Here is an 18,485-nt window from a genome sequence, read left to right on the forward strand (position 1 = left end):
GATCAGGCGGCCGTGGTGCGACGCTGGAACAGCAGCCGGGCCGCGAGGTAGCCGGTCAGGGCGATGGCACCGCACCAGGCGATGGCGAGCAGGGCGCTGTCGCCGATCTCGGTGCCCATGAGCAGGCCGCGCACCGTTTCGATCACCGGGGTCACCGGCTGGTTCTCGGCGAAGGAGTGCAGCGCGCTCGGCATGGTTTCGGTGGGGACGAACGCGCTGCTCACGTACGGCAGGAACATGAAGACGAAACTGAACCCGTTGGCCGCCTCCGGGTTCCGGGCCAGCAGCCCGAGCGCCGCGGCTACCCAGGACAGTGCCAGCACGAACATCGCGATCACCGCGATCGCGCCGAGCCAGCGCAGCGGATCGGCGGTCGGTCGGAAACCGATCGCCACCGCGACCCCGATCACGATGCCGGTGGTGACCATATTGCGCAGCACGCTCTCGGCGACGTGGCCGGTGAGCACTGCCGAGCGGGCGATGTCCATCGCGCGGAACCTGTCGACGATCCCTTCGCTGAGGTCGACGGCGATGCTGACGCCGGTGGTCGATGCGCCGAATCCCGCGCACAACAGGATGATTCCCGGCACCACATAGTCGATGTAGGCGCTCTCGCCCGCATTCATGGCGCCGCCGAAGACGTAGACGAACATCAGCAGGATCGCGATCGGCAGCGCCAGGGTCATGATCATCGTGTCCGGGCTGCGCCGGGTGTGCCGGAGATTGCGGTCGAGCATGGTGAGGCTGTCCTGGGCGGTGCGCAGCGCCCGCCGGTGCAGGGTCGGACGCCGGGGCGGAGCCGTGACGGTCATGGTGGATCTCTTCTCGCTCGTGGGCGGACGGGTCAGGCCGCGGTGCCGGCGGTGGTGGGGTGCCCGGTGAGGGCGAAGAAGACGTCGTCGAGATCGGGGGTGTGCACGGCCAGGCGCTCGATAGTGACGTCGTGGTCGGCCAGGCGGTCGAGGGTGTGCTTGATGTCGGCGGCGCTGCCGTCGGAGGGAATGCGCGCCGACAGCTGCGCGTGGTCGGCGTGATGGCCGATGCCGCCGAGCGCGCGGGTGGCGGCGTCCAGGGTGGCCGCGTCGGCGAAGAACACCGTGATGTGGCCGCCGGGTACGCGTTGCTCGAGTTCGGCGGCCGTGCCCTCGGCGACGATCCTTCCGCCGTCGAGTATCGCGATGCGGTCGGCGAGCTGGTCGGCCTCCTCGAGGTACTGGGTGGTGAGCAGGATGGTCACGCCCTCGGCCGCCAGTTCCCGGATCACCGCCCACAGCTCGCGGCGGCTGCGAGGGTCCAGGCCGGTGGTCGGCTCGTCCAGGAACAGCAGGCGGGGACGTCCCATCAGGCTCATCGCCAGGTCCAGGCGCCTGCGCATGCCGCCGGAGTAGGTCTCGGCGGGTGTGCCCGCGGCGGCGACGAGATCGAAGCGTTCGAGCAGTTCGTCGCGGCGTGCGCGGAGCTGTGCGGCGGGCAGGTGCAGGAGCCTGCCGGTCAGTTGCAGGTTCTCCGCGCCGGTCAGGACTTTGTCGACGGCGGCGAACTGTCCGGTGACACCGATCGTGGCGCGCACGGTGGCCGCCTCGCGCACCAGGTCGTGGCCGAAGATGCGGACCTCGCCCGCGTCGGGGGTGATGAGCGTGGTGAGGATGCGGACCAGCGTGGTCTTGCCCGCGCCGTTCGGGCCGAGCAGCGAAAAGATGGTGCCCGCAGGGACTTCCAGATCGATGCCGTCGAGCACGCGGTGCTCGCCGTAGGACTTGCGCAACTGGTGCACGGTGAGTGCGGAAATGGGCCGGGTGGTCATGTGAACCTCTCCCAAGAACTGTTTATTGATAATACAGTTTATATGCTAAGCAGTTGACCGGCGCAACCTCGGAGCCCGGCTAGAGTCGACGCGAAGGAGGAAACCGATGACCAGGTCGGAGGACGTTGCCGCTACCTCACCGCTCGAGCTGCCCAAGCCGATCGCGTTGCTGTGGGGCGTGGTGCCGGAAGGGGAGCGCGGCCCCAAACGCGGGCTGACCCTGGAGCAGATCCTCGATACGGCCATCGCGCTGGCCGATGCGGAGGGCGCGCCCGCGCTGTCGATGAGCCGGATCGCCAAGGAGCTCGGCTTCACCGCCATGTCGCTGTACCGCTATGTCGACAGCAAGCAGACGCTGGTGACGTTGGTCCTCGACCGCGTCGTCGGCAAGCCGCCGGTGATCGCGGCCCACGAGGGCTGGCGGGCCGGGCTGCGGGCTTGGGCTCTCGCGGAATTCGAGATGATCGCCCGCCACCGGTGGTGGCTGGACATCCCGATGGCGAGCCCGCCGATGGGGCCCAACAATATGGCCTGGCTGGAGGCCGGGCTGGCCACGTTGGGGCGGACGACGCTGCCGGAAGCGATCCGATTACAGCTGGTGATGAACCTGTCGCTCTATGTCCTCGGCCGGTCGTGGGCGGCCAAGGACGTCGTCGCCGACCAGGGCGATGACGCCGACCTCGAGGGCGTGTTGCTCTCGGTGCTCGACCCCGAGCGGTTCCCCGCGTTGGTCTCCGCGCTGACCCACCGTGCCTTCGACGGCGACATCGACTGGACGCGAGCAGATTTCGAGTTCGGCCTCGACCGGTTGCTCGACGGCTACGACCACTACCTCGCGGCACACGGATTCGGCGCGGGCGAAGACCTGGCCACCGGCAGCGCGGCGAAGAGTTGAGCGCGCCGGTGACGGCGCGCCGCGGGCGAGCTCAGACCGACAGATCGCGGCGCAGTTTGGCGACGTGACCGGTGGCGCGCACGTTGTACTGGGCCACCTCGATCCTGCCCTCTTCGTCGACGAGGAAGGTGGAGCGGATGACGCCGGTGACGGTCTTGCCGTACATCTTCTTCTCGCCGAAGGCGCCCCACTCGGTCAGTACCGCGCGGTCGGGGTCCGACAGCAGCGGGAAGGTCAGGGCCTCGGCGTCGCGGAACTTGGCCAGCTTGGCGGGTTTGTCGGGGGAGATGCCGACCACGTCGATGCCCGCCTCGTTCAGCTCGGCGAGGCTGTCCCGGAAGTCGCAGGCCTGCTTGGTGCAGCCGGGCGTGCTCGCGGCCGGGTAGAAGTAGACGACGACCTTGCGGCCGCGGTAATCGGCGAGCGAGACTTCGTTGCCGTCGGCGTCGGGCAGGGTGAAGGCGGGAGCGAGGTCACCGGGGGCGAGTCGTTGATTCGTCACGTCCTGCACGGTAACCGAAGCGGTGCGCGACGGGCCGATACACTCGTGCCCGAGCCCTGGTGATTCGCGAACCGCCGGGTTTCCCGGCCGGGACATCTCGGTGGAGTCCGGGCCCGGTTCGCGCCTGGTGGCACGCCAATCGACGAGGAGGAATGACGTGGGTAGGGATACCGAGCGGATCGAGCGGGAGATCGAGGAGGCTCGCGCGCGACTGGCGAGCACGCTCGACGAGATCGCGGTGCGCGCCGATCCGCAGCGGATCGCCGACGACACCAAGGCGGTCGTCGTGGCCAAGCTCAATCAGCCGAAAGTGAAGTACTCGCTGATCGGCGCGGGCGCGCTGGTCGTGGGTCTGGTGCTGGTCAAGCTCTTCCGCTGACCGTCGCGAACGAAAACACCCGGTGTGGCCTCGCCGCACCGGGTGTTCTTCGTTTTCGGCCACGATCTGCCCGAATCGGAAAGGTGGTCCGAATCAGACGGTCGGGCAGGCGAAACCGTCGCCGTCGGGATCGAGGTGCGGACCGTAGCCCGGCTCGCCGCGGAAGATCGGAGCGCGGCCCGCGGCGCGGGCGGCGTCGCAGTTGGCGAAGGCTCCACCCGCGGAACCGGTCTGGGACAGACCGGCCGAACCGGTCATGATCAGACCGGTGTCGATGGCGGAGGAGCCGGTTCCCGCGGAACCGGTGTTGGCGGAGGCCAGGGCGGGGGCCGCGACGAGCGTCAGGCCCGCGGCGGCGGTGCTGACAAGGAGCCGGCGAACGTTCATGTATTCCTCTGTGTCTGCTGCGGTTATGTGCTGCGGTGAGCGGCGTCGAGAGTCCCGACGCCGCACCCACTGTTGCGATGGGCCGCTGAGTTGTCAACCGCGCGAAGGCTGGACACACAGGGCCGCGAAGCGGGTGACCGCGCCGATCCACATGTGGTGTCCATGTCAACCAATCGGTAGACTGGGGCGGTGACGCGATGGCTGAGTGAGGAAGAGCAGCGGACCTGGCAAGCCTATATCCGGATCAGGCACCGGATGGATGCCGCGATCGCCGCAGGTCTGGCGCGCGATGGATTGTCCCTGGCCGACTACGACCTGCTGGTACCGCTCTCGGCCGCACCGGAGGGCCGGATGCGCGCCAAAGATCTCGGTGCCGAGGTCCGCTGGGAGAAGAGCAGGCTCTCCAAGCACCTGGCCAGGATGGACGCGCGCGGGCTGGTCGAGCGCAAGCCGTCACCCGAGGACGCGCGCGGCATCCTCGTCGAGTTGACCGCCGCCGGACGTGCTGCTCTCGAGCAGGCCGCGCCCCGTCATGTCGAGCTGGTGCGCACCGTGTTCATCGATCCGATGACCGAGGAGCAGGCGCGCGCCCTGCGGGAACTCGCCGACCGAGTCGTGCCGTCGGCCGAGGGCTGCGACGACGTGTGTGACGAGCCCGAGCCCTGTGACATCGACGGCTACGACGCCCGGTCCCGGCGGTGAAGCCGAGCTCGTCGCCGCGACGAGTTCGGCGGCCGAGCCGTGCCGTGTCGTCGTGGCGCGCCCGGCAGTCCTCTGGTGGCGAACTCGCCGACCCGAGTCAGGACCACGGGGTGATGGGCGGCTTCACCCACAGCAGCTTCTCGTCCGGATGAGCGCGGCGGGCCGCCGGATGTCCGGGGTGGCGTCGCGCCCATCCGGCCTTCTCGTCGAGCAGGGCGGCGACCGCCTGCCAGGTCTCGTCGGTGCTGGGCGGATTGGTCTGCGCGGCCCTGGCCAGTTTGCGCAGCATCGCCGCGGGCATCGCACGCAGTTCGGTCGCGCTGATGTCCCGGTCCCACAGGTAGACGGCCAAGCGCCGGGCTTTCTCCGCGCGGCGGCCCGCCGAGATTGTGTTGTGCGCATAGTCGCCGCTGTGCGCATGCTCGGCGTTGTGCGCGTGATCGGCCACCCGGGCATTTTACGGCCGACGCCCCGCCGTCGGCCGGGTGAGCCGGGGCGGGGCGTCGCGCACGCAGAAGGCGAGACGATCGGTGCGCGGAGATCAGTAAGCGCTGTTGACGTTGTCCATGCTGCCGTAGCGGTGCGCGGCGTAGTTGCAGGCGGCGACGATGTTGGAGACCGGATTCCAGATGTCGAACGGCGTGCCCTCGACGTGGTAGGCGGCGAAGGTGGGGTCGATCACCTGGAGCAGGCCCTTGGACGGGATGCCCGCGGCGGCGTTGGAGTCCCACAGGTTGATCGCCTGGGGGTTGCCGGTGGACTCGCGCATGATGTTGCGGTAGATGCCGTCGTAGCTGCCGGGGATGCCCTTGGCGGCCATGATGTCCAGCGCTTGACGGATCCAGCCGTCCAGGTTGTTCTCGTAGACCGGCGGAGCCGGAGCGGCGACGGGCTCGACCGGCGGCGCGGGCGCCGGTGCGGGGGCCGGGGCGGCTTCCGGTGCGGGTGCGGCCGGAGCGGCCTGCTGAGCAGGCGCGGCCTCGGCTGCGGCCACCTCGGCGACCGGCTGCTGTTCGGCGACCAGCTGCTGCTCGGCGACCAGCGTGTGGCGGGCGGCGGGGCGGTCGTCGGCGACGGAGATCGCCGAGGAGGTGGTGACCGCCAGGACGGCCGCGGCGGCCACGGCGAGGGTCATGCCTTCGCGAACGGTGGTGCGCCGGAAGTTGAGCAGACGGGTGTCGGACATCGCTGAATCGGTTCCTTGGTCTGGGACGTGGTGGTCCGAATCGCACTCGAGCAGCGCGGATCCGGCGGCGGAGGGAGCCCTCGCGCCGATGGAATCGGTGTGCTGTTGTCGGTTCTGTTGTCACGGACACTTCGGTCCGGCGGACACGACGTCATGCCTGTCGCGGCGACTCGGCATCGAGTGCGGCCGCGGGCGTCGCGCGGAACTCCACTTCGGGTGGAGCGATGGGGTTCGGGGAGGTGCCGGGCGGTGGAGCATGCCCTGGCTGGTCGGTAACCGAACTCCGGGTCGCTGTGACCTGATTGCAGAATGGTCACGAAAAGTTAACGGAGAATGAACGGCAGGCCAAGGGGAAGTGTTGGTGATCTTGGATCGCTGCGGCCTGTGGAGTAAATCGACTGTCTTGCAGGAGGTTTGCCGATAAACATTCGGTGGCGGAGGTCACAGAAATGTTTCGAGCATCTCGGTGCGATAACGCCTGGATGACGGTTCCATCCCGAAATAGGGCCGCTCCGTACCCTCGGCGCTGCGATGGAGACGGTGATCTTCTCCAGTGGGTGAACCCAAGAAGAAGGCCCGCTCGGCGTATGCCGAACGGGCCTTCTCGTGGTGCGCCATCAGGGACTCGAACCCCGAACCCGCTGATTAAGAGTCAGCTGCTCTGCCAATTGAGCTAATGGCGCCTGCTCCGTGTTCCGGTGCGGGACAAACATTAACAGCAGGTGGGTGCAGAAGTGAAATCGGCTGGTCAGAGGCGTTTTGGCTGGGCGAGGTTCGAGCGGTCTCCGACCGTCGGCCGGGCGGTAACGCCCGCCGGTCCGCACGCGATGGTCAGTCGGGGAGTTCCTCTCGTCGCGCGTTGACGCGATCCGCCGGCGTGAGCGCGGTCATTGGACAGGTCGAACCCGACTGGCAGAATGGCGGTCAGGTTCTCGACCGGGCCTGCCGAGCGGTGGGTCGATGTGCGGTGGGTTGAGGTTCCGCACCGGTCGAAAATCGAGCTGTCAAACGTGTCGCGCAGGCGTGTTCGGCGGCGTCCAGACGTGAAACGGGGTTGATGATGAGCATTGGTCATGGTCGGCGTCGAGTGCCACTGATCCGCCGGACATCACGAGTGCTCAGTCTTCCCGCGCTCGTGCTCGCCCTGCTCGCACTCGTGCTGACGTCGTGTTCCACCGCGGCGAACGACAGTTCGTCATTGGCCATCGATCGCAATCCGATCACCGAGCTCATCAAGCCGAAGCTGCTCTCGCCGGTCAAGGACGGCGACAAGGGCGTCTCGCCGGGCATGCCGATGACCTTCGAGGTCCAGGACGGCCGCTTCACCGAGGTCGAATTGGTCAACGAGGAGGGCAGGGCGGTGCAGGGCGCGCTCGCTCAGGACGGTCGCAGCTGGGCGACCACCGAGGTGCTCGGTTACGGCCGGACCTATCGGCTCGCGGCCCAGGCTGTCGGTCTCGGCGGCGCGAATTCCGCGACGTTGAGCTTCACCACCAGCTCTCCGGACAACCAGACCAAGCCGTACCTGAGCCCCGGCGAGGGTGAAGTGGTCGGTATCGGCCAGCCGGTGGCGATCCAGTTCGACGAGAACATCCCCGATCGCCGGGCGGCCCAGGAAGCCATCAAGATCACCACCACGCCGCCGGTCGAGGGCGCGTTTTACTGGCTGAACAACCGTGAGGTGCGCTGGCGGCCGCAGAACTACTGGGCGCCGGGCACCCGTGTCGACATCGAGATCAACGTCTACGGCGTGGATCTGGGCGAGGGTCTGTACGGCCAGAACAACGTCACCTCGCACTTCGTGGTGGGCGACGCGGTGATCTTCACCGCGGACGACAACACCAAGATGGTGACGGTCACGCGCAACGGCGAAGTGATCAAGACCATGCCGACGTCGATGGGCAAGGACAGCACGCCCACCGACAACGGCGTCTACATCATCGCCGACAAGCATGAGAAGATCGTGATGGACTCCTCCACCTACGGCGTCGCGGTGAACTCCGCCGACGGCTACCGCACCCCGGTGGACTACGCGACCCGCATGTCCTACAGCGGCATCTTCTTCCACTCGGCCCCGTGGTCGCTCGGCGCGCAGGGCAACACCAACACCAGCCACGGCTGCCTGAACCTCAGCCCGGCCGATGCCCGGTGGGTGTACGAGAACGCCAAGCGCGGTGACATCGCCATCGTCCAGAACACCGTCGCGGGGACGCTGTCGGGCACCGACGGCCTCGGCGACTGGAACATCCCCTGGGAGACGTGGAAGGCGGGCAACGCCGACGTGTCCTAGCCGGGCTCTGCCCCGGTTCTCACGGTCGCCGCAACGCTTGGTCGCGGCGACCGTGTCGTTTGCGGCGAGAGTGAGGTCGGGTGGCAGGCTACGACGTGCGGAAGGTGCACGAGTGCGAGTTCTGCGATCGGCAGGACGAGCGACTGGGGGAGGCTGTGGAGCTGGGGGCTGCCGAGGCCCTCGCCGAAGCCGACGCCGGGGGACCGCTGGCGTGGCGCCGCTTCGCCGGGGGGTTCCCGCTGTCGGCCGAGAGCGACGACGGCGTGTGGGTCTACTACATCCATGAGACCGGCTAGCCGGAGACATCGAGGAGTGCGGAGGGCGCCCGAGGGAACGAAAGCGGGGCCGGAACTCTCGTTCCGGCCCCGCTCTACGGGGTGAGTGACGGGACTCGAACCCGCGACAGCCAGGATCACAACCTGGTGCTCTACCAACTGAACTACACTCACCATCACCGGTAACAACCGGCGGCCTAGATATTAGCGCGTCTACCCCGAAGATCCCTAATCGGTTTCCGGCATGCCTTCTACCTGCGGCGTTGCGGCGTTCTTCGCGGCCTTCGCCCGTGCGGCGTCGATCTCGGCGACGGCGGTCGCGATCTCGGCGGTGGACGGTCCGGGTGGGGCGACGAAGGCGGTGCGGCGGTAGTACTCGAGCTCGCGGATGGATTCCTGGATGTCGGCCAGGGCGCGGTGGGTGAGGCCCTTCTCCGGCTGACCGAAGTAGATGCGGGGATACCAGCGCCTGCACAGTTCCTTGATCGAGCTGACGTCGATCATGCGGTAGTGCAGGTGCGCGTCGAGGGCGGGCATGTCCCTGGCGATGAACGCGCGGTCGGTGGCGATCGAGTTGCCCGCCAGCGGCACGGTGCGGGGGGTGGGCACGTACTGACGGATGTAGTCGAGCACCAGCTCTTCGGCTTCGGCCACCGTGACGGTGGACCGGCGGACTTCCTCGGTGAGGCCGGAGCGGGCATGCATCTCGGTGACCACCGGCGGCATCGCGGCCAGCGCGGCGTCATCGGCGTGGATGACGATGTCCACGCCCTCGCCGAGCACATTGAGATCGCTGTCGGTCACCAGCGCCGACACCTCGATCAGTTTGTCGCTGTCCAGGCGCAGCCCGGTCATCTCACAATCCATCCACACCACTAATTTGTCGGACACCCGCGCAAGACTACTGCGCTGTGGGCGGTCGGCGAACGGCTCGCGACACCACCGACTCCTCGCGCCCCATCGGCTCGTTGCGGGGATACAGTCTCGGCAGGGTCTCCGGTCGGACCGATCCGATCCCTTCGATTCAGCAGTACCCGGCCCCGGTCGGTTCCGGCTCGCAGTGCCCGTGCCCGGTTGTGCGGTGTCGAGTCGAGTAGACGGAGGACGTGCGATGACCACCCCCGAGCAGAGGGCCGCCGAGGCGCGCAGAGCGGCGGAGCGGGCAGCCGAGCTGGCGGCGGAAGCGGCCGCCGCGGCGGAAGCGGCCGAACGCGAACTGGCCGCGCATCGGGCGGCGGAAGTGGAGCGGTCGGCGCGATCGGGGCCAGGGGCGCAGGGGGAGCACGTGGAATCCGCGGCGAGCGAGGCCGCGGAGTCGGCCGCTCGCGAGATCGCGGCCGGTTACGCGAGCGAGGGGCCCGCGATCGACCTCGGCACGGTGGTGGTCGACGGTGTGGTGGATCCGGATGCCCGGGTACGCATCCCGTTGCGGACGATGAACCGGCACGGTCTGGTGGCCGGCGCGACCGGCACCGGCAAGACCAAGACCTTGCAGGGCATCGCCGAGCAGCTCTCGCGTGCGGGCGTGGCGGTGGTGCTCGCCGACATCAAGGGCGACCTGTCCGGGCTCAGCACAGCGGGACGGCAGGACGAGAAGATCGCCGCGCGGGCGGCGGAGACCGGCGTCCTGGACTGGGCGCCGAGTAGCTTCCCGACCGAATTCCTCTCGCTGGGCACCGGTGGCATCGGGGTGCCGGTGCGCGCCACCATCTCCGCCTTCGGCCCGGTGTTGCTGAGCAAGGTGCTCGGCCTGAACACGACCCAGGAGTCGACGCTCGGGCTGATCTTCCACTGGGCCGATCAGCAGGGGCTCGCGCTGCTGGATCTGAAGGATCTGCGCGCGGTCATCACTCATCTGACCAGCCCGGACGGCAAGGCGGATCTGAAGGGGATCGGCGGGGTGTCGGCGCAGACAGCGGGAGTGATCCTGCGCACGCTGGTGAATCTGGAGGCCGAGGGCGGCGACACCTTCTTCGGTGAACCGGAATTCGATCCGGCCGATCTGGTGCGGACCGCAGGCGGACAGGGCGTGATCACGCTGTTCGAGCTCGGCGCCCAGGCGGCGCGGCCGGTGATGTTCTCGACGTTCCTGATGTGGGTGCTCGCCGAGTTGTTCCAGACCCTGCCGGAGATCGGCGATGCCGACAAGCCCAGGCTGGTGTTCATCTTCGATGAGGCGCACCTGTTGTTCGACGATGCCTCCAAGGCGTTCCTGGATCAGGTGGAGCAGACCGTCAAGCTGATCCGATCCAAGGGCGTCGGGGTGTTCTTCTGCACGCAATTGCCCACCGACATACCGAATCCGGTGCTCTCGCAACTGGGTGCGCGGATTCAGCACGCGCTGCGGGCGTTCACCCCGGATGATCAGAAGGCGTTGTCCAAGACAGTCCGGACCTATCCGCGTACCGAGCACTACGACCTGGAGACGGCGTTGACCTCACTGGGTACCGGCGAGGCGATGGTGACCGTGTTGTCGGAGCGGGGAGCGCCGACTCCGGTGGCATGGACCAGGATCGCGCCACCGCGGTCGCTGATGGACACCGTCGGCGAGGCCGCGATCTCTTCGCACGCGCTGGCGGGCGGGCTCTCGGCGAAGTACCGGCAGACGATCGACCGGGAGTCGGCCTCGGAGATACTGGCCGCCGAGATGGCCGCGGTGGAGCCGGTGAAGCCGGAAGTTCTTGTGACGCCGGAGCGTTCGCCGGGCGAGGAGCCGGAGGAGTCGGCGGCCGACCGGATCATGCGCAATCCGGCGGTCAGGGGTTTTCTGCGGTCGGCGGCGACGGTGGCCGGCCGCGAGATCACTCGCAGCTTGTTCGGCACCCGTCGCCGCCGCTGAGCCGAACCCGGCTCGGCAGGTATCCGCAATTGGGAAATGTTGCGGGAGCAACGGACTCGCCCCACCCCTGGGTTGGTCACCTCGAGCGGGGTGGGGCGAGTCGACGGTCTCGAAGTATCAGAGACCGATCAGAGCGAGCAGCGAGGCGAGCAGATCCGAGACGAAATCGAGCAGCATGTGACTAACTCCTTCATCGTTGGTTGCTTGGATGGACCGGTGAGAACTTTAACCACAGCCAACTGCTATGACCAAATCGGGGCGAAAACATGGCCGTGACCGGGAATCTGCGTAGCACCATGGCATTTGGACGGCGCAATCCCCCACTCGATTAGGGGATCGTTTCGCGGGTGTGTAATCTGAGTCACGAATCCGCCGGAGTGCTATCAGCCGCCGAGCTTACGGTAGAAGGCGCCGGCGATGGGTGCGCTCAGGGCGCGGGGGCTGTACTGGCCCGCCACGCTCATGCCCTTGCTGATGAGTCCGGGAACGACACGCATCTTGTTGCGGGCGAGGGCGTCGATGGAGACCTTCGCGGTGTATTCGGAGGAGACCCACATGAAGTCGGGGACCATGCGGTCGACGATCGAAGCGTCGGCGGGATCGGGTGTTTCGGTGCGCACCGGGCCGGGTGCGAGCAGGGTGACGTGTACCCCGGTGTCCTTGAGTTCGCCGCGCAGCGATTCGGCGAAGGTGTTCGCGAAGGCCTTGCTGGCGGCGTAGGTGGTGTTGTTGGGGATGGGCATGTTGCCCGCCGCCGAGCCGCTGATCAGGATGCCGCCCGCGCGCCGCGCGAGCATGCCGGGCAGCACGGCGAGGGAGAGGTCGTGCACCGCGACGGCGTTGAGTTCGAGCTGGTCGCGCTCGTATGCGGGGTCGAGTTCGGTGATGGCGCCGAAGGTGGCGATGCCGGCGTTGTTGCACAGGATGGCGATGTCGCGGGCGGCGAGTTCCTCGGCCAGCGGCGCACGCTGGGCCCGGTCGGCCAGGTCGACCGCGCGCACCTCGGCGGTGATGCCGTGCGCGAGGGTGAGCCGCTGGGCGAGCTCGTTCAGCAGTTCGCCCCGGCGTGCGACCAGGATCAGCGAGTAACCGCGTCCGGCCAGTTCCGCGGCCAGCGCGGTGCCGATGCCGGAGGAGGCGCCGGTGACGACGGCGCGATTGTCGGTGGTGGGAGAAGGCAAGCTCACGCTGGGAGCCTAACGTTCGCCCTGTTCGCCGCGGTCCTACAGGCGGGCGGCCAGGCGGGTGCCCTGGTCGATGGCCCGTTTGGCGTCGAGCTCGGCGGCCAGTTCGGCGCCGCCGATCAGATGCACCCGCACCCCGGCGGCGCGCAACGGCTCGGCGAGTTCGCGCACCGATTCCTGGCCCGCGCAGACCACCACGTTGTCGCAGCGGATCAGCCGGGGCCGTTCGCGCTTGTCGCCGAAGCTGATGTGCAGCCCGTCGTCGTCGATGCGCTCGTAGTTGACCCCGCCGACGTGCTCGACGCCCTTGGCCTTCAGCGCCGCGCGATGGACCCAGCCGCTTGTCTTGCCCAGTCCCTTGCCGAACGGGGTGGTCTTGCGCTGCAGCAGCACCACATCGCGCGCGGGCGGGGCGGGCTCGGGTGCGCGCAGCTGGCCGGGGGCGTGTTCGTCGCCGGACTCGATGCCCCACTCCTGTTTCCACTCGTCGAGCTTCAGGGTCGGATGACCCTCGACGGTGAGGAATTCGCTGATGTCGTAGCCGATTCCGCCCGCGCCGATCACCGCGACCCGCTTGCCCACCGGCCTGTCCTCGCGCACCAGTTCGGCGTAGGTGAGCACCATCGGGTGGTCGATGCCGGGGATGGCGGGTACGCGCGGACGCACGCCGGTGGCGACGACGACCTCGTCGTAGCTTCCGGCCAGCAGATCCTCGACGGTGGCGGTGGTGTTCAGCCGCAGGTGCACTCCGGTGGTGGCGATCATCCGGTCGAAATAGCGCAGGGATTCGTCGAACTCCTCCTTGCCGGGGATGCGGCGGGCGATGTCGAACTGGCCGCCGATGCGGTCCTGCGCCTCGTAGAGGTCGACGGTGTGACCGCGCTCGGCCAGGTTGACCGCGGCCGAGAGCCCGGCCGGACCGGCCCCGACGACGGCGACGCGTTTGGCGCGGCGGGTCGGCGCGAGCACCAGTTCGGTCTCGTGCCCGGCGCGCGGGTTGAGCAGGCAGGACACCCGTTTGTTGCCGAAGGCGTGGTCGAGGCAGGCCTGGTTGCAGGCGATGCAGGTGTTGATCTCGGCCACCCGATCGGCGGCGGCCTTGTTCGCCCACTGCGGGTCGGCCAGCAGCGGCCGGGCCATCGAGATCAGCTGCGCGTCGCCGCGGGTCAGGATCTCCTCGGCGATCTCGGGCATGTTGATGCGATTGGAGGCGCACACCGGGATCGAGACCCGCTCGGCGATCGCGGCGGTGAACTCCACGAACGCCGCGCGCGGGACCGAGGTGACGATGGTGGGCACCCGTGCCTCGTGCCAGCCGATGTCGGTGTTGAGGATGGTGACGCCCGCGCGTTCGAGTTCCCGCGCGAGAGCGACGATTTCCTCGAAGGTCTGCCCGTCTTCGACGAGTTCGGCCATCGAGAGCCGGAAGACGATGATGAAATCCGCGCCGACCGCGGCACGGACCCGGCGCACGATCTCGAGCGGGAAGCGGCGGCGGTTCTCGGCCGAGCCGCCCCACTCGTCGGTGCGCTTGTTGGTACGCGGGGCGAGGAATTGGCTGATCAGATAGCCCTCGCCGCCCATGATCTCGCAGCCGTCGTAACCGGCGAGCTGTGCCAGGCGCGCGCAGCGGACGTAGGCATCGATGGTCCGCTCGATGCCGCGCCGGGTCAGTTTGCGCGGGCGGAACGGGTTGATGGGGGCTTTGATCGATGACGCCGACGCGCTGCCGGGCTGATAGGAGTAGCGGCCGGCGTGCAGGATCTGCAGGGCGATCGCCGCACCGTGTTCGTGCACCGCGCGGGTCACCCGCCGGTGGCGCAGCGCCTCAGCGGTGGTGGTGAGTTTCGCGCCGAAGGGCAGCAGCCTGCCGACCCGGTCGGGGGAATAGCCGCCGGTGATGATGAGACCGACGCCGCCGGCGGCCCGTTCGGCGAAGTAGGCGGCGAGCTTGTCGATGTCGCGGGCACGGTCCTCGAGGCCGGTGTGCATCGAACCCATCACCACCCGGTTGCGCAGGGTGGTGAAGCCGAGATCCAGCGGCTCGAAGAGGTGGGGGAAGGAACTCATGGGGGCGATCTTTCTTCGGCGCCCGCGGGGGGCGGCTGGGTGCTCGGCGGCAGGCGGGTCGGTGGCAGGGGATCAGCGGCGCAGTGCGGTCAGCATCTCGTCACACCATTCGACGTACGCGCCGCAGGTGCGGATGCCGCCGCGCAGCACGAGGTACTGGTGCAGGGCGGAACCGGTGAGCTGGTCGGGGGCGGGGAAGTCGCGCTTCTCGATCTCGCGCAGCACCTCGACGCGGTGGGCGTGGAAATCGCGGTGCCGGACGATCTCGGTGCACACGGCCTCCGAACCGTCGAAGCTCGCGCCGCGGATCTTCACCCCGAGGTCGCTGCGCGGGATCTCGATGTCGAGGGGCTCGGCGATCCAGCGGGCGAGTTCGGCGTTGCCCGCCTCGGTGACCGAGTAGACCTTCTTGTCGGGTTTGCCCTCCTGGGCCACCGATACGCAGTCGACCCAGGCCGCCTCGACCATGCGCTTGAGCACCCGGTAGATCTGCTGGTGGGTGGCGGTCCAGAAGAAGCCGATGGACTTGTCGAAGCGGCGCGCCAGTTCGTAGCCGGAACCGGAGCGCTCGCTCAGCGATACCAGCAGGGCGTGCTCGAGTGCCATGCGGCCAGCGTAGGCGTGACCGAGCGGGATATGCAACGGGGTGCATACCATCGGGAAACCCTGCCACGCGGACTCCCGGCCGTTAGCCTGTGCGCATGACGGACGCGCGAGAGTCGATCGGGCAAGCCGCCGGGCGGGGGAAGGTCGTGGCCTGGGGGTTGTGGGACTGGGGCTCGGCGTCGTTCAACGCGGTGATCGTCGCCTTCGTGTTCACCGTCTACCTGACCGACAAGGTCGGCGACGACCTGCCCGGCGACATCGCGGCCAGCACCTGGCTCGGCTGGTCGCTGGGGCTGGCGGGCCTGGTCGTCGCGCTGACCGCGCCGGTCAGCGGCCAGTGGTTCGACGCCGCCGCCCGGCGCAAGCGGGCGCTCGGCGTGCTGACGCTGGTGGTCATCGCGGCCATGCTGGCCATGTTCTTCGTGCACGACGACTACCGCGACCTGTGGCTGGGTCTGGCGCTGCTGGCGATCGGCTCGGCGGCTTTCGAACTCGCCAATGTGCCTTACAGCGCCATGCTGCGGCAGGTGTCCACCCCGCACACGGTGGGGCGGGTGTCCGGATTCGGCTGGGCGATGGGCTATTTCGGCGGCATCTTCCTGCTGCTGATCTGCTACTTCGGATTCATCGCGGGCGAGGGCGACAATCGCGGTCTGCTCGGCGTACCCACCGACGACGGGCTCAACATCCGGCTGGTGGTGCTGGTGTCGGCGGTCTGGTTCGCCGTGTTCGCGCTGCCGGTGATGTTCGCGATCCCGGAGATACCGCGTACCGGCGCGGCCGCGACAGCGGATCCCGGCGCGGACCGGGCCGGATTCTTCGGGGCCTACCGGGTGTTGTGGCGCGACCTGCGCGACCTCTGGCGCACCGACCGTCGCACGGTGTGGTTCCTACTGGCCAGCGCGGTGTTCCGGGACGGACTGGCCGGAGTGTTCACCTTCGGCGCGGTGCTGGCGGTGAAGGTGTACGAGATCGACGACTCCGATGTGCTGCTGTTCGGCATCGCCGCCAACGTGGTGGCCGCGCTGGGCGCGGTGGCGGCCGGGCGCTTCGACGACCGGGTCGGGCCCAAGGTGGTCATCGTGGTGTCGCTGGTGAGCATGCTGGTCTGCGGCCTCGCCCTGCTCGTGGTGTCGGGACCGGCGATGTTCTGGGTGTTCGGCCTGCTGCTGACGGTATTCGTCGGCCCGGCACAGGCGTCGGCGCGCTCGTTCCTGATCCGGCTGGCCCCGCCGGGGCGGGAGGGGCAGATGTTCGGCCTGTACACCACGACCGGCCGCGCGGCGTCGTTTCTCGCGCCGACGCTGTTCGGGTTCTCGGTATGGATCTTCGGGGCGGATCGGGCCGGGATCGTCGGCCTGCTCGTCGTGCTCGGCGCGGGCCTGCTGGTGCTGCTCCCGGTGCGCGGCCCCGAACCGGTGCGGGAAGTCGTCGTGACGGAGCGTGTCTCGTGAAGACCGGGGCCGCGATCAGCGATGCCCGGGGGGCCACCAGTTGTCCATGCCGAGCGCGATCAGCCGGATCTTCTGCACAGTCGCTTCCCTGATCGCGAGCCGCTCGCGCGGGGTCTGCGCCGCCACGTCCGCGGCGACGCCGTCGGCCACGGTGCCGACGATCAGCTCGGCCGCGATCTCCAGGTCGCGGGGGCTCCAGTTGTCGAGGGCGGGCAGGCGGGACATGTCGGTGACCAGTTCGCGCACGATCATCTGCAGTTCGTGGGCGATGTTCCTGCGCAGCGCCGCCGAGCCGCCATGGCGTTCGCGGGTGAGGAAGCCGAACAGCGCGTGCTTGGCCTCGGCCTGATCGAAGACGAAGCGCACGGTGTCGGCCAAGCCGGTGTCGGTGCGCCTGCGCACCTGACGCAATGCCAGTCGAAGTGCCGTGACGCCCTCGTCCACCAGGGCCGCGGCGAGGTCGTCGAGCGAGGCGAAGTGCCGGTAGAAGGCGGTGGGCACGATGCCGGCCGAGCGGGCGATCTCCCGCAGGCTCAGTGCCGCGAAGCCGCGCTCGGCGGCCAGCGCGAGAGTGCCGTCCAGGATCGCGGCGCGCGTGCGCTCCTTGCGCTCGGTTCGGGTTGCTGCTTGCTCGGTCATCACGGTGAGCATACGTCCGTTCACCATGCTTTCGGAGCTTTGCTGTTACTCGCGTCACAGCTTCTGCCGGTTGACACCGGTACCAGTCGTTCGGTCACACTGGAGAAGTGTACAAGCGTGCACTGAAACCGTGAACAGCTACATCCGATCGCCCGTGACGCCGACTCTTCCCGGCGACAAGCACGGACCGTGACGACAAGTACGGAGAACGCAATGGTGGATCTCATCGACCTGGTGCAGACCCTGACCACACCGCATCCGGTGGACCGATACCTGGAACTCGTCCGTCCCACCCTCACCGTGCGGCAGTTGCGTGCCGAGATCATCGAGGTGAACCGCTCGGTGCCGGGCTCGGTGACGCTGACCCTGCGCACGCCACGGCGCTGGCGCGGTCACGCGGCGGGCCAGTATGTGCGCATCGGCGTGGTGATCGACGGTGTGCGCCACACCCGGTGCTACTCGCCGATCGACGCGGAGAATGCCACCGGACGCACGCTGCGGCTCACCGTCAAGGCTCACCCCGGTGGTCTGGTCTCCCAGCATCTGCACGCCCACGCGCGACCGGGCGACGTCGTGGATCTCTCGCAGGCCGAGGGCGTATTCCGGATGCCGGACCGTCGGCCCGACCGGGTGCTGTTGATCAGCGGCGGCAGCGGGATCACTCCGGTGCTGTCGATGCTGCGCACGCTCGTCGAGCAGCGGCACCGGGGCGAGATCACCTTCCTGCACTACGCGCGTTCGCCCGAAGAGGTGCCGTATCGGTCCGAACTGGAGGTGCTCGCGCGCCGGCATCCGCGCCTGCGGGTGGACATGCGCTACCCCGAGCGTGGCGACGCGCATTTCGGGTACGACGAACTCGAGCGGGTCGCGCCGTGGTTCGCCGACGCGCAGACCTACATGTGCGGCCCGCCCGCGCTGATGGCGGCGGTGCGCACGGTGTACGAGGCCGAATGCCTCGGCGATCGGCTGCACAGTGAGGAGTTCACCCTCGTCACCGCACCGGTCGACCCCGCGCAGGCGCACGGCACCGTGCGGTTCACCGCCAGCGGCGTGAGCGCCCCCAACTCCGGGGCGGCGCTGCTCGCGCAGGCCGAATCCGCCGGGCTCACACCGGACTACGGCTGTCGGATGGGTATCTGCTTCTCCTGCACGGCGGTTCGCCGCACCGGGAGCACCCGCGATCTGCGCACCGGCGAGACCGGGTCCGACCCCGACCAGCCGATCCAGCTGTGCGTGAGCGCGCCGGTCGGCGACGTCGACATCGACATCTGAA

19 protein-coding genes and 2 tRNA genes are annotated in these 18,485 nt (G+C 68.6%); 8 read left to right on the plus strand and 13 right to left on the minus strand.

Going from position 1 to position 18,485, the window contains the following annotated elements; translation table 11 throughout:
* Positions 1–2 precede the first annotated feature (2 nt).
* Both IU449_RS24860 and IU449_RS24865 read right to left on the minus strand, forming a co-directional pair.
* On the minus strand, positions 3–812 hold the full coding sequence (locus IU449_RS24860; RefSeq protein ID WP_228805662.1) for an ABC transporter permease: 810 nt from the start codon (positions 810–812) through the stop codon (positions 3–5).
* Positions 813–844: 32 nt separating this feature from the next.
* On the minus strand, positions 845–1,804 hold the full coding sequence (locus IU449_RS24865; protein WP_195004565.1) for an ATP-binding cassette domain-containing protein: 960 nt from the start codon (positions 1,802–1,804) through the stop codon (positions 845–847).
* Between the two features lie 106 nt (positions 1,805–1,910).
* Here IU449_RS24865 and IU449_RS24870 point away from each other — a divergent pair, with 106 nt between their 5' ends.
* Positions 1,911–2,699 carry a TetR/AcrR family transcriptional regulator gene (locus IU449_RS24870; protein WP_195004566.1) on the plus strand — a complete coding sequence of 263 codons (789 nt, stop codon included), beginning with the start codon at positions 1,911–1,913 and terminating at the stop codon, positions 2,697–2,699.
* A 31-nt stretch (positions 2,700–2,730) separates the two neighbouring features.
* Here IU449_RS24870 and bcp read toward each other — a convergent pair whose 3' ends face one another.
* Positions 2,731–3,201 (minus strand): thioredoxin-dependent thiol peroxidase, encoded by a 471-nt coding sequence (bcp, locus tag IU449_RS24875; RefSeq protein WP_195004567.1) that lies wholly within the window; start codon positions 3,199–3,201, stop codon positions 2,731–2,733.
* Between the two features lie 157 nt (positions 3,202–3,358).
* Between bcp and IU449_RS24880 the strand changes: the two genes are divergently transcribed.
* A complete protein-coding gene (locus IU449_RS24880; protein WP_195004568.1) occupies positions 3,359–3,580 on the plus strand; it encodes a DUF3618 domain-containing protein in 222 nt (73 codons plus the stop codon).
* 93 nt (positions 3,581–3,673) lie between these two features.
* Here IU449_RS24880 and IU449_RS24885 read toward each other — a convergent pair whose 3' ends face one another.
* Entirely contained in the window at positions 3,674–3,967 is a 294-nt protein-coding gene (locus IU449_RS24885) for an excalibur calcium-binding domain-containing protein (RefSeq protein ID WP_195004569.1), read from the minus strand.
* 189 nt (positions 3,968–4,156) lie between these two features.
* On the opposite strand from IU449_RS24885, the gene IU449_RS24890 reads away from it, so the two are divergent.
* On the plus strand, positions 4,157–4,669 hold the full coding sequence (locus tag IU449_RS24890) for a MarR family winged helix-turn-helix transcriptional regulator (RefSeq protein ID WP_195004570.1): 513 nt from the start codon (positions 4,157–4,159) through the stop codon (positions 4,667–4,669).
* 97 nt (positions 4,670–4,766) lie between these two features.
* Here the strand turns inward: IU449_RS24890 and IU449_RS24895 are convergent, their stop codons facing one another.
* The 3 genes from IU449_RS24895 to IU449_RS24905 all read right to left on the minus strand — a co-directional run bounded on the left by IU449_RS24895 (position 4,767) and on the right by IU449_RS24905 (position 6,538).
* Positions 4,767–5,117: a hypothetical protein gene (locus IU449_RS24895; RefSeq protein WP_195004571.1), complete on the minus strand. Its 351-nt coding sequence runs from the start codon at positions 5,115–5,117 to the stop codon at positions 4,767–4,769.
* A gap of 93 nt (positions 5,118–5,210) precedes the next feature.
* Positions 5,211–5,855 carry a transglycosylase SLT domain-containing protein gene (locus IU449_RS24900; protein WP_195004572.1) on the minus strand — a complete coding sequence of 215 codons (645 nt, stop codon included), beginning with the start codon at positions 5,853–5,855 and terminating at the stop codon, positions 5,211–5,213.
* Between the two features lie 607 nt (positions 5,856–6,462).
* Positions 6,463–6,538, minus strand: a tRNA-Lys gene (locus IU449_RS24905).
* Positions 6,539–6,915: 377 nt separating this feature from the next.
* Here IU449_RS24905 and IU449_RS24910 point away from each other — a divergent pair.
* Together IU449_RS24910 and IU449_RS24915 are read left to right on the plus strand one after the other, a co-directional pair.
* Entirely contained in the window at positions 6,916–8,145 is a 1,230-nt protein-coding gene (locus IU449_RS24910) for a L,D-transpeptidase (RefSeq protein ID WP_195004573.1), read from the plus strand.
* Between the two features lie 80 nt (positions 8,146–8,225).
* Entirely contained in the window at positions 8,226–8,441 is a 216-nt protein-coding gene (locus IU449_RS24915) for a hypothetical protein (RefSeq protein ID WP_195004574.1), read from the plus strand.
* 80 nt (positions 8,442–8,521) lie between these two features.
* Here the strand turns inward: IU449_RS24915 and IU449_RS24920 are convergent.
* Both IU449_RS24920 and orn read right to left on the minus strand, forming a co-directional pair.
* Positions 8,522–8,594: transfer RNA gene (locus IU449_RS24920), tRNA-His, on the minus strand.
* Between the two features lie 54 nt (positions 8,595–8,648).
* Positions 8,649–9,311, minus strand: a complete 663-nt coding sequence (gene orn / locus IU449_RS24925) for an oligoribonuclease (protein ID WP_195004575.1) — start codon at positions 9,309–9,311, stop codon at positions 8,649–8,651.
* A gap of 220 nt (positions 9,312–9,531) precedes the next feature.
* On the opposite strand from orn, the gene IU449_RS24930 reads away from it, so the two are divergent.
* Complete coding sequence (locus tag IU449_RS24930) at positions 9,532–11,259, plus strand: helicase HerA-like domain-containing protein (protein WP_195004576.1); 1,728 nt, start codon at positions 9,532–9,534, stop codon at positions 11,257–11,259.
* 383 nt (positions 11,260–11,642) lie between these two features.
* On the opposite strand, the gene cmrA is transcribed toward IU449_RS24930, so the two are convergent.
* The 3 genes from cmrA to IU449_RS24945 all read right to left on the minus strand — a co-directional run bounded on the left by cmrA (position 11,643) and on the right by IU449_RS24945 (position 15,119).
* On the minus strand, positions 11,643–12,446 hold the full coding sequence (gene cmrA / locus IU449_RS24935; protein WP_195004577.1) for a mycolate reductase: 804 nt from the start codon (positions 12,444–12,446) through the stop codon (positions 11,643–11,645).
* A 36-nt stretch (positions 12,447–12,482) separates the two neighbouring features.
* Positions 12,483–14,513: an NADPH-dependent 2,4-dienoyl-CoA reductase gene (locus IU449_RS29550; protein ID WP_195004578.1), complete on the minus strand. Its 2,031-nt coding sequence runs from the start codon at positions 14,511–14,513 to the stop codon at positions 12,483–12,485.
* A gap of 72 nt (positions 14,514–14,585) precedes the next feature.
* Positions 14,586–15,119 carry a PadR family transcriptional regulator gene (locus tag IU449_RS24945; RefSeq protein WP_195004579.1) on the minus strand — a complete coding sequence of 178 codons (534 nt, stop codon included), beginning with the start codon at positions 15,117–15,119 and terminating at the stop codon, positions 14,586–14,588.
* A 95-nt stretch (positions 15,120–15,214) separates the two neighbouring features.
* On the opposite strand from IU449_RS24945, the gene IU449_RS24950 reads away from it, so the two are divergent.
* Positions 15,215–16,573 carry an MFS transporter gene (locus tag IU449_RS24950; RefSeq protein WP_195004580.1) on the plus strand — a complete coding sequence of 453 codons (1,359 nt, stop codon included), beginning with the start codon at positions 15,215–15,217 and terminating at the stop codon, positions 16,571–16,573.
* Positions 16,574–16,588: 15 nt separating this feature from the next.
* On the opposite strand, the gene IU449_RS24955 is transcribed toward IU449_RS24950, so the two are convergent.
* The gene (locus IU449_RS24955; protein WP_228805663.1) at positions 16,589–17,212 is read right to left on the minus strand and encodes a TetR family transcriptional regulator; all 624 of its coding nucleotides are present in this window, start codon (positions 17,210–17,212) and stop codon (positions 16,589–16,591) included.
* A 213-nt stretch (positions 17,213–17,425) separates the two neighbouring features.
* Here IU449_RS24955 and IU449_RS24960 point away from each other — a divergent pair, with 213 nt between their 5' ends.
* A complete protein-coding gene (locus IU449_RS24960) occupies positions 17,426–18,484 on the plus strand; it encodes a ferredoxin reductase (protein ID WP_195004582.1) in 1,059 nt (352 codons plus the stop codon).
* Position 18,485 lies beyond the last annotated feature (1 nt).

Source organism: Nocardia higoensis (genome assembly GCF_015477835.1).
Taxonomy (GTDB): domain Bacteria; phylum Actinomycetota; class Actinomycetes; order Mycobacteriales; family Mycobacteriaceae; genus Nocardia; species Nocardia higoensis_A.

Bases quoted from the DNA above. Each gene is read 5' to 3' on its own strand.
- IU449_RS29550 (WP_195004578.1), bottom strand. From the start codon at position 14,513: ATGAGTTCCTTCCCCCACCTCTTCGAGCCGCTGGATCTCGGCTTCACC.
- IU449_RS24930 (WP_195004576.1), top strand. From the start codon at position 9,532: ATGACCACCCCCGAGCAGAGGGCCGCCGAGGCGCGCAGAGCGGCGGAG.
- IU449_RS24950 (WP_195004580.1), top strand. From the start codon at position 15,215: ATGACGGACGCGCGAGAGTCGATCGGGCAAGCCGCCGGGCGGGGGAAG.
- IU449_RS24910 (WP_195004573.1), top strand. From the start codon at position 6,916: ATGAGCATTGGTCATGGTCGGCGTCGAGTGCCACTGATCCGCCGGACA.
- IU449_RS24960 (WP_195004582.1), top strand. From the start codon at position 17,426: ATGGTGGATCTCATCGACCTGGTGCAGACCCTGACCACACCGCATCCG.
- IU449_RS24885 (WP_195004569.1), bottom strand. From the start codon at position 3,967: ATGAACGTTCGCCGGCTCCTTGTCAGCACCGCCGCCGCGGGCCTGACG.
- IU449_RS24860 (WP_228805662.1), bottom strand. From the start codon at position 812: ATGACCGTCACGGCTCCGCCCCGGCGTCCGACCCTGCACCGGCGGGCG.
- IU449_RS24865 (WP_195004565.1), bottom strand. From the start codon at position 1,804: ATGACCACCCGGCCCATTTCCGCACTCACCGTGCACCAGTTGCGCAAG.
- IU449_RS24945 (WP_195004579.1), bottom strand. From the start codon at position 15,119: ATGGCACTCGAGCACGCCCTGCTGGTATCGCTGAGCGAGCGCTCCGGT.
- IU449_RS24955 (WP_228805663.1), bottom strand. From the start codon at position 17,212: ATGACCGAGCAAGCAGCAACCCGAACCGAGCGCAAGGAGCGCACGCGC.
- IU449_RS24900 (WP_195004572.1), bottom strand. From the start codon at position 5,855: ATGTCCGACACCCGTCTGCTCAACTTCCGGCGCACCACCGTTCGCGAA.
- IU449_RS24870 (WP_195004566.1), top strand. From the start codon at position 1,911: ATGACCAGGTCGGAGGACGTTGCCGCTACCTCACCGCTCGAGCTGCCC.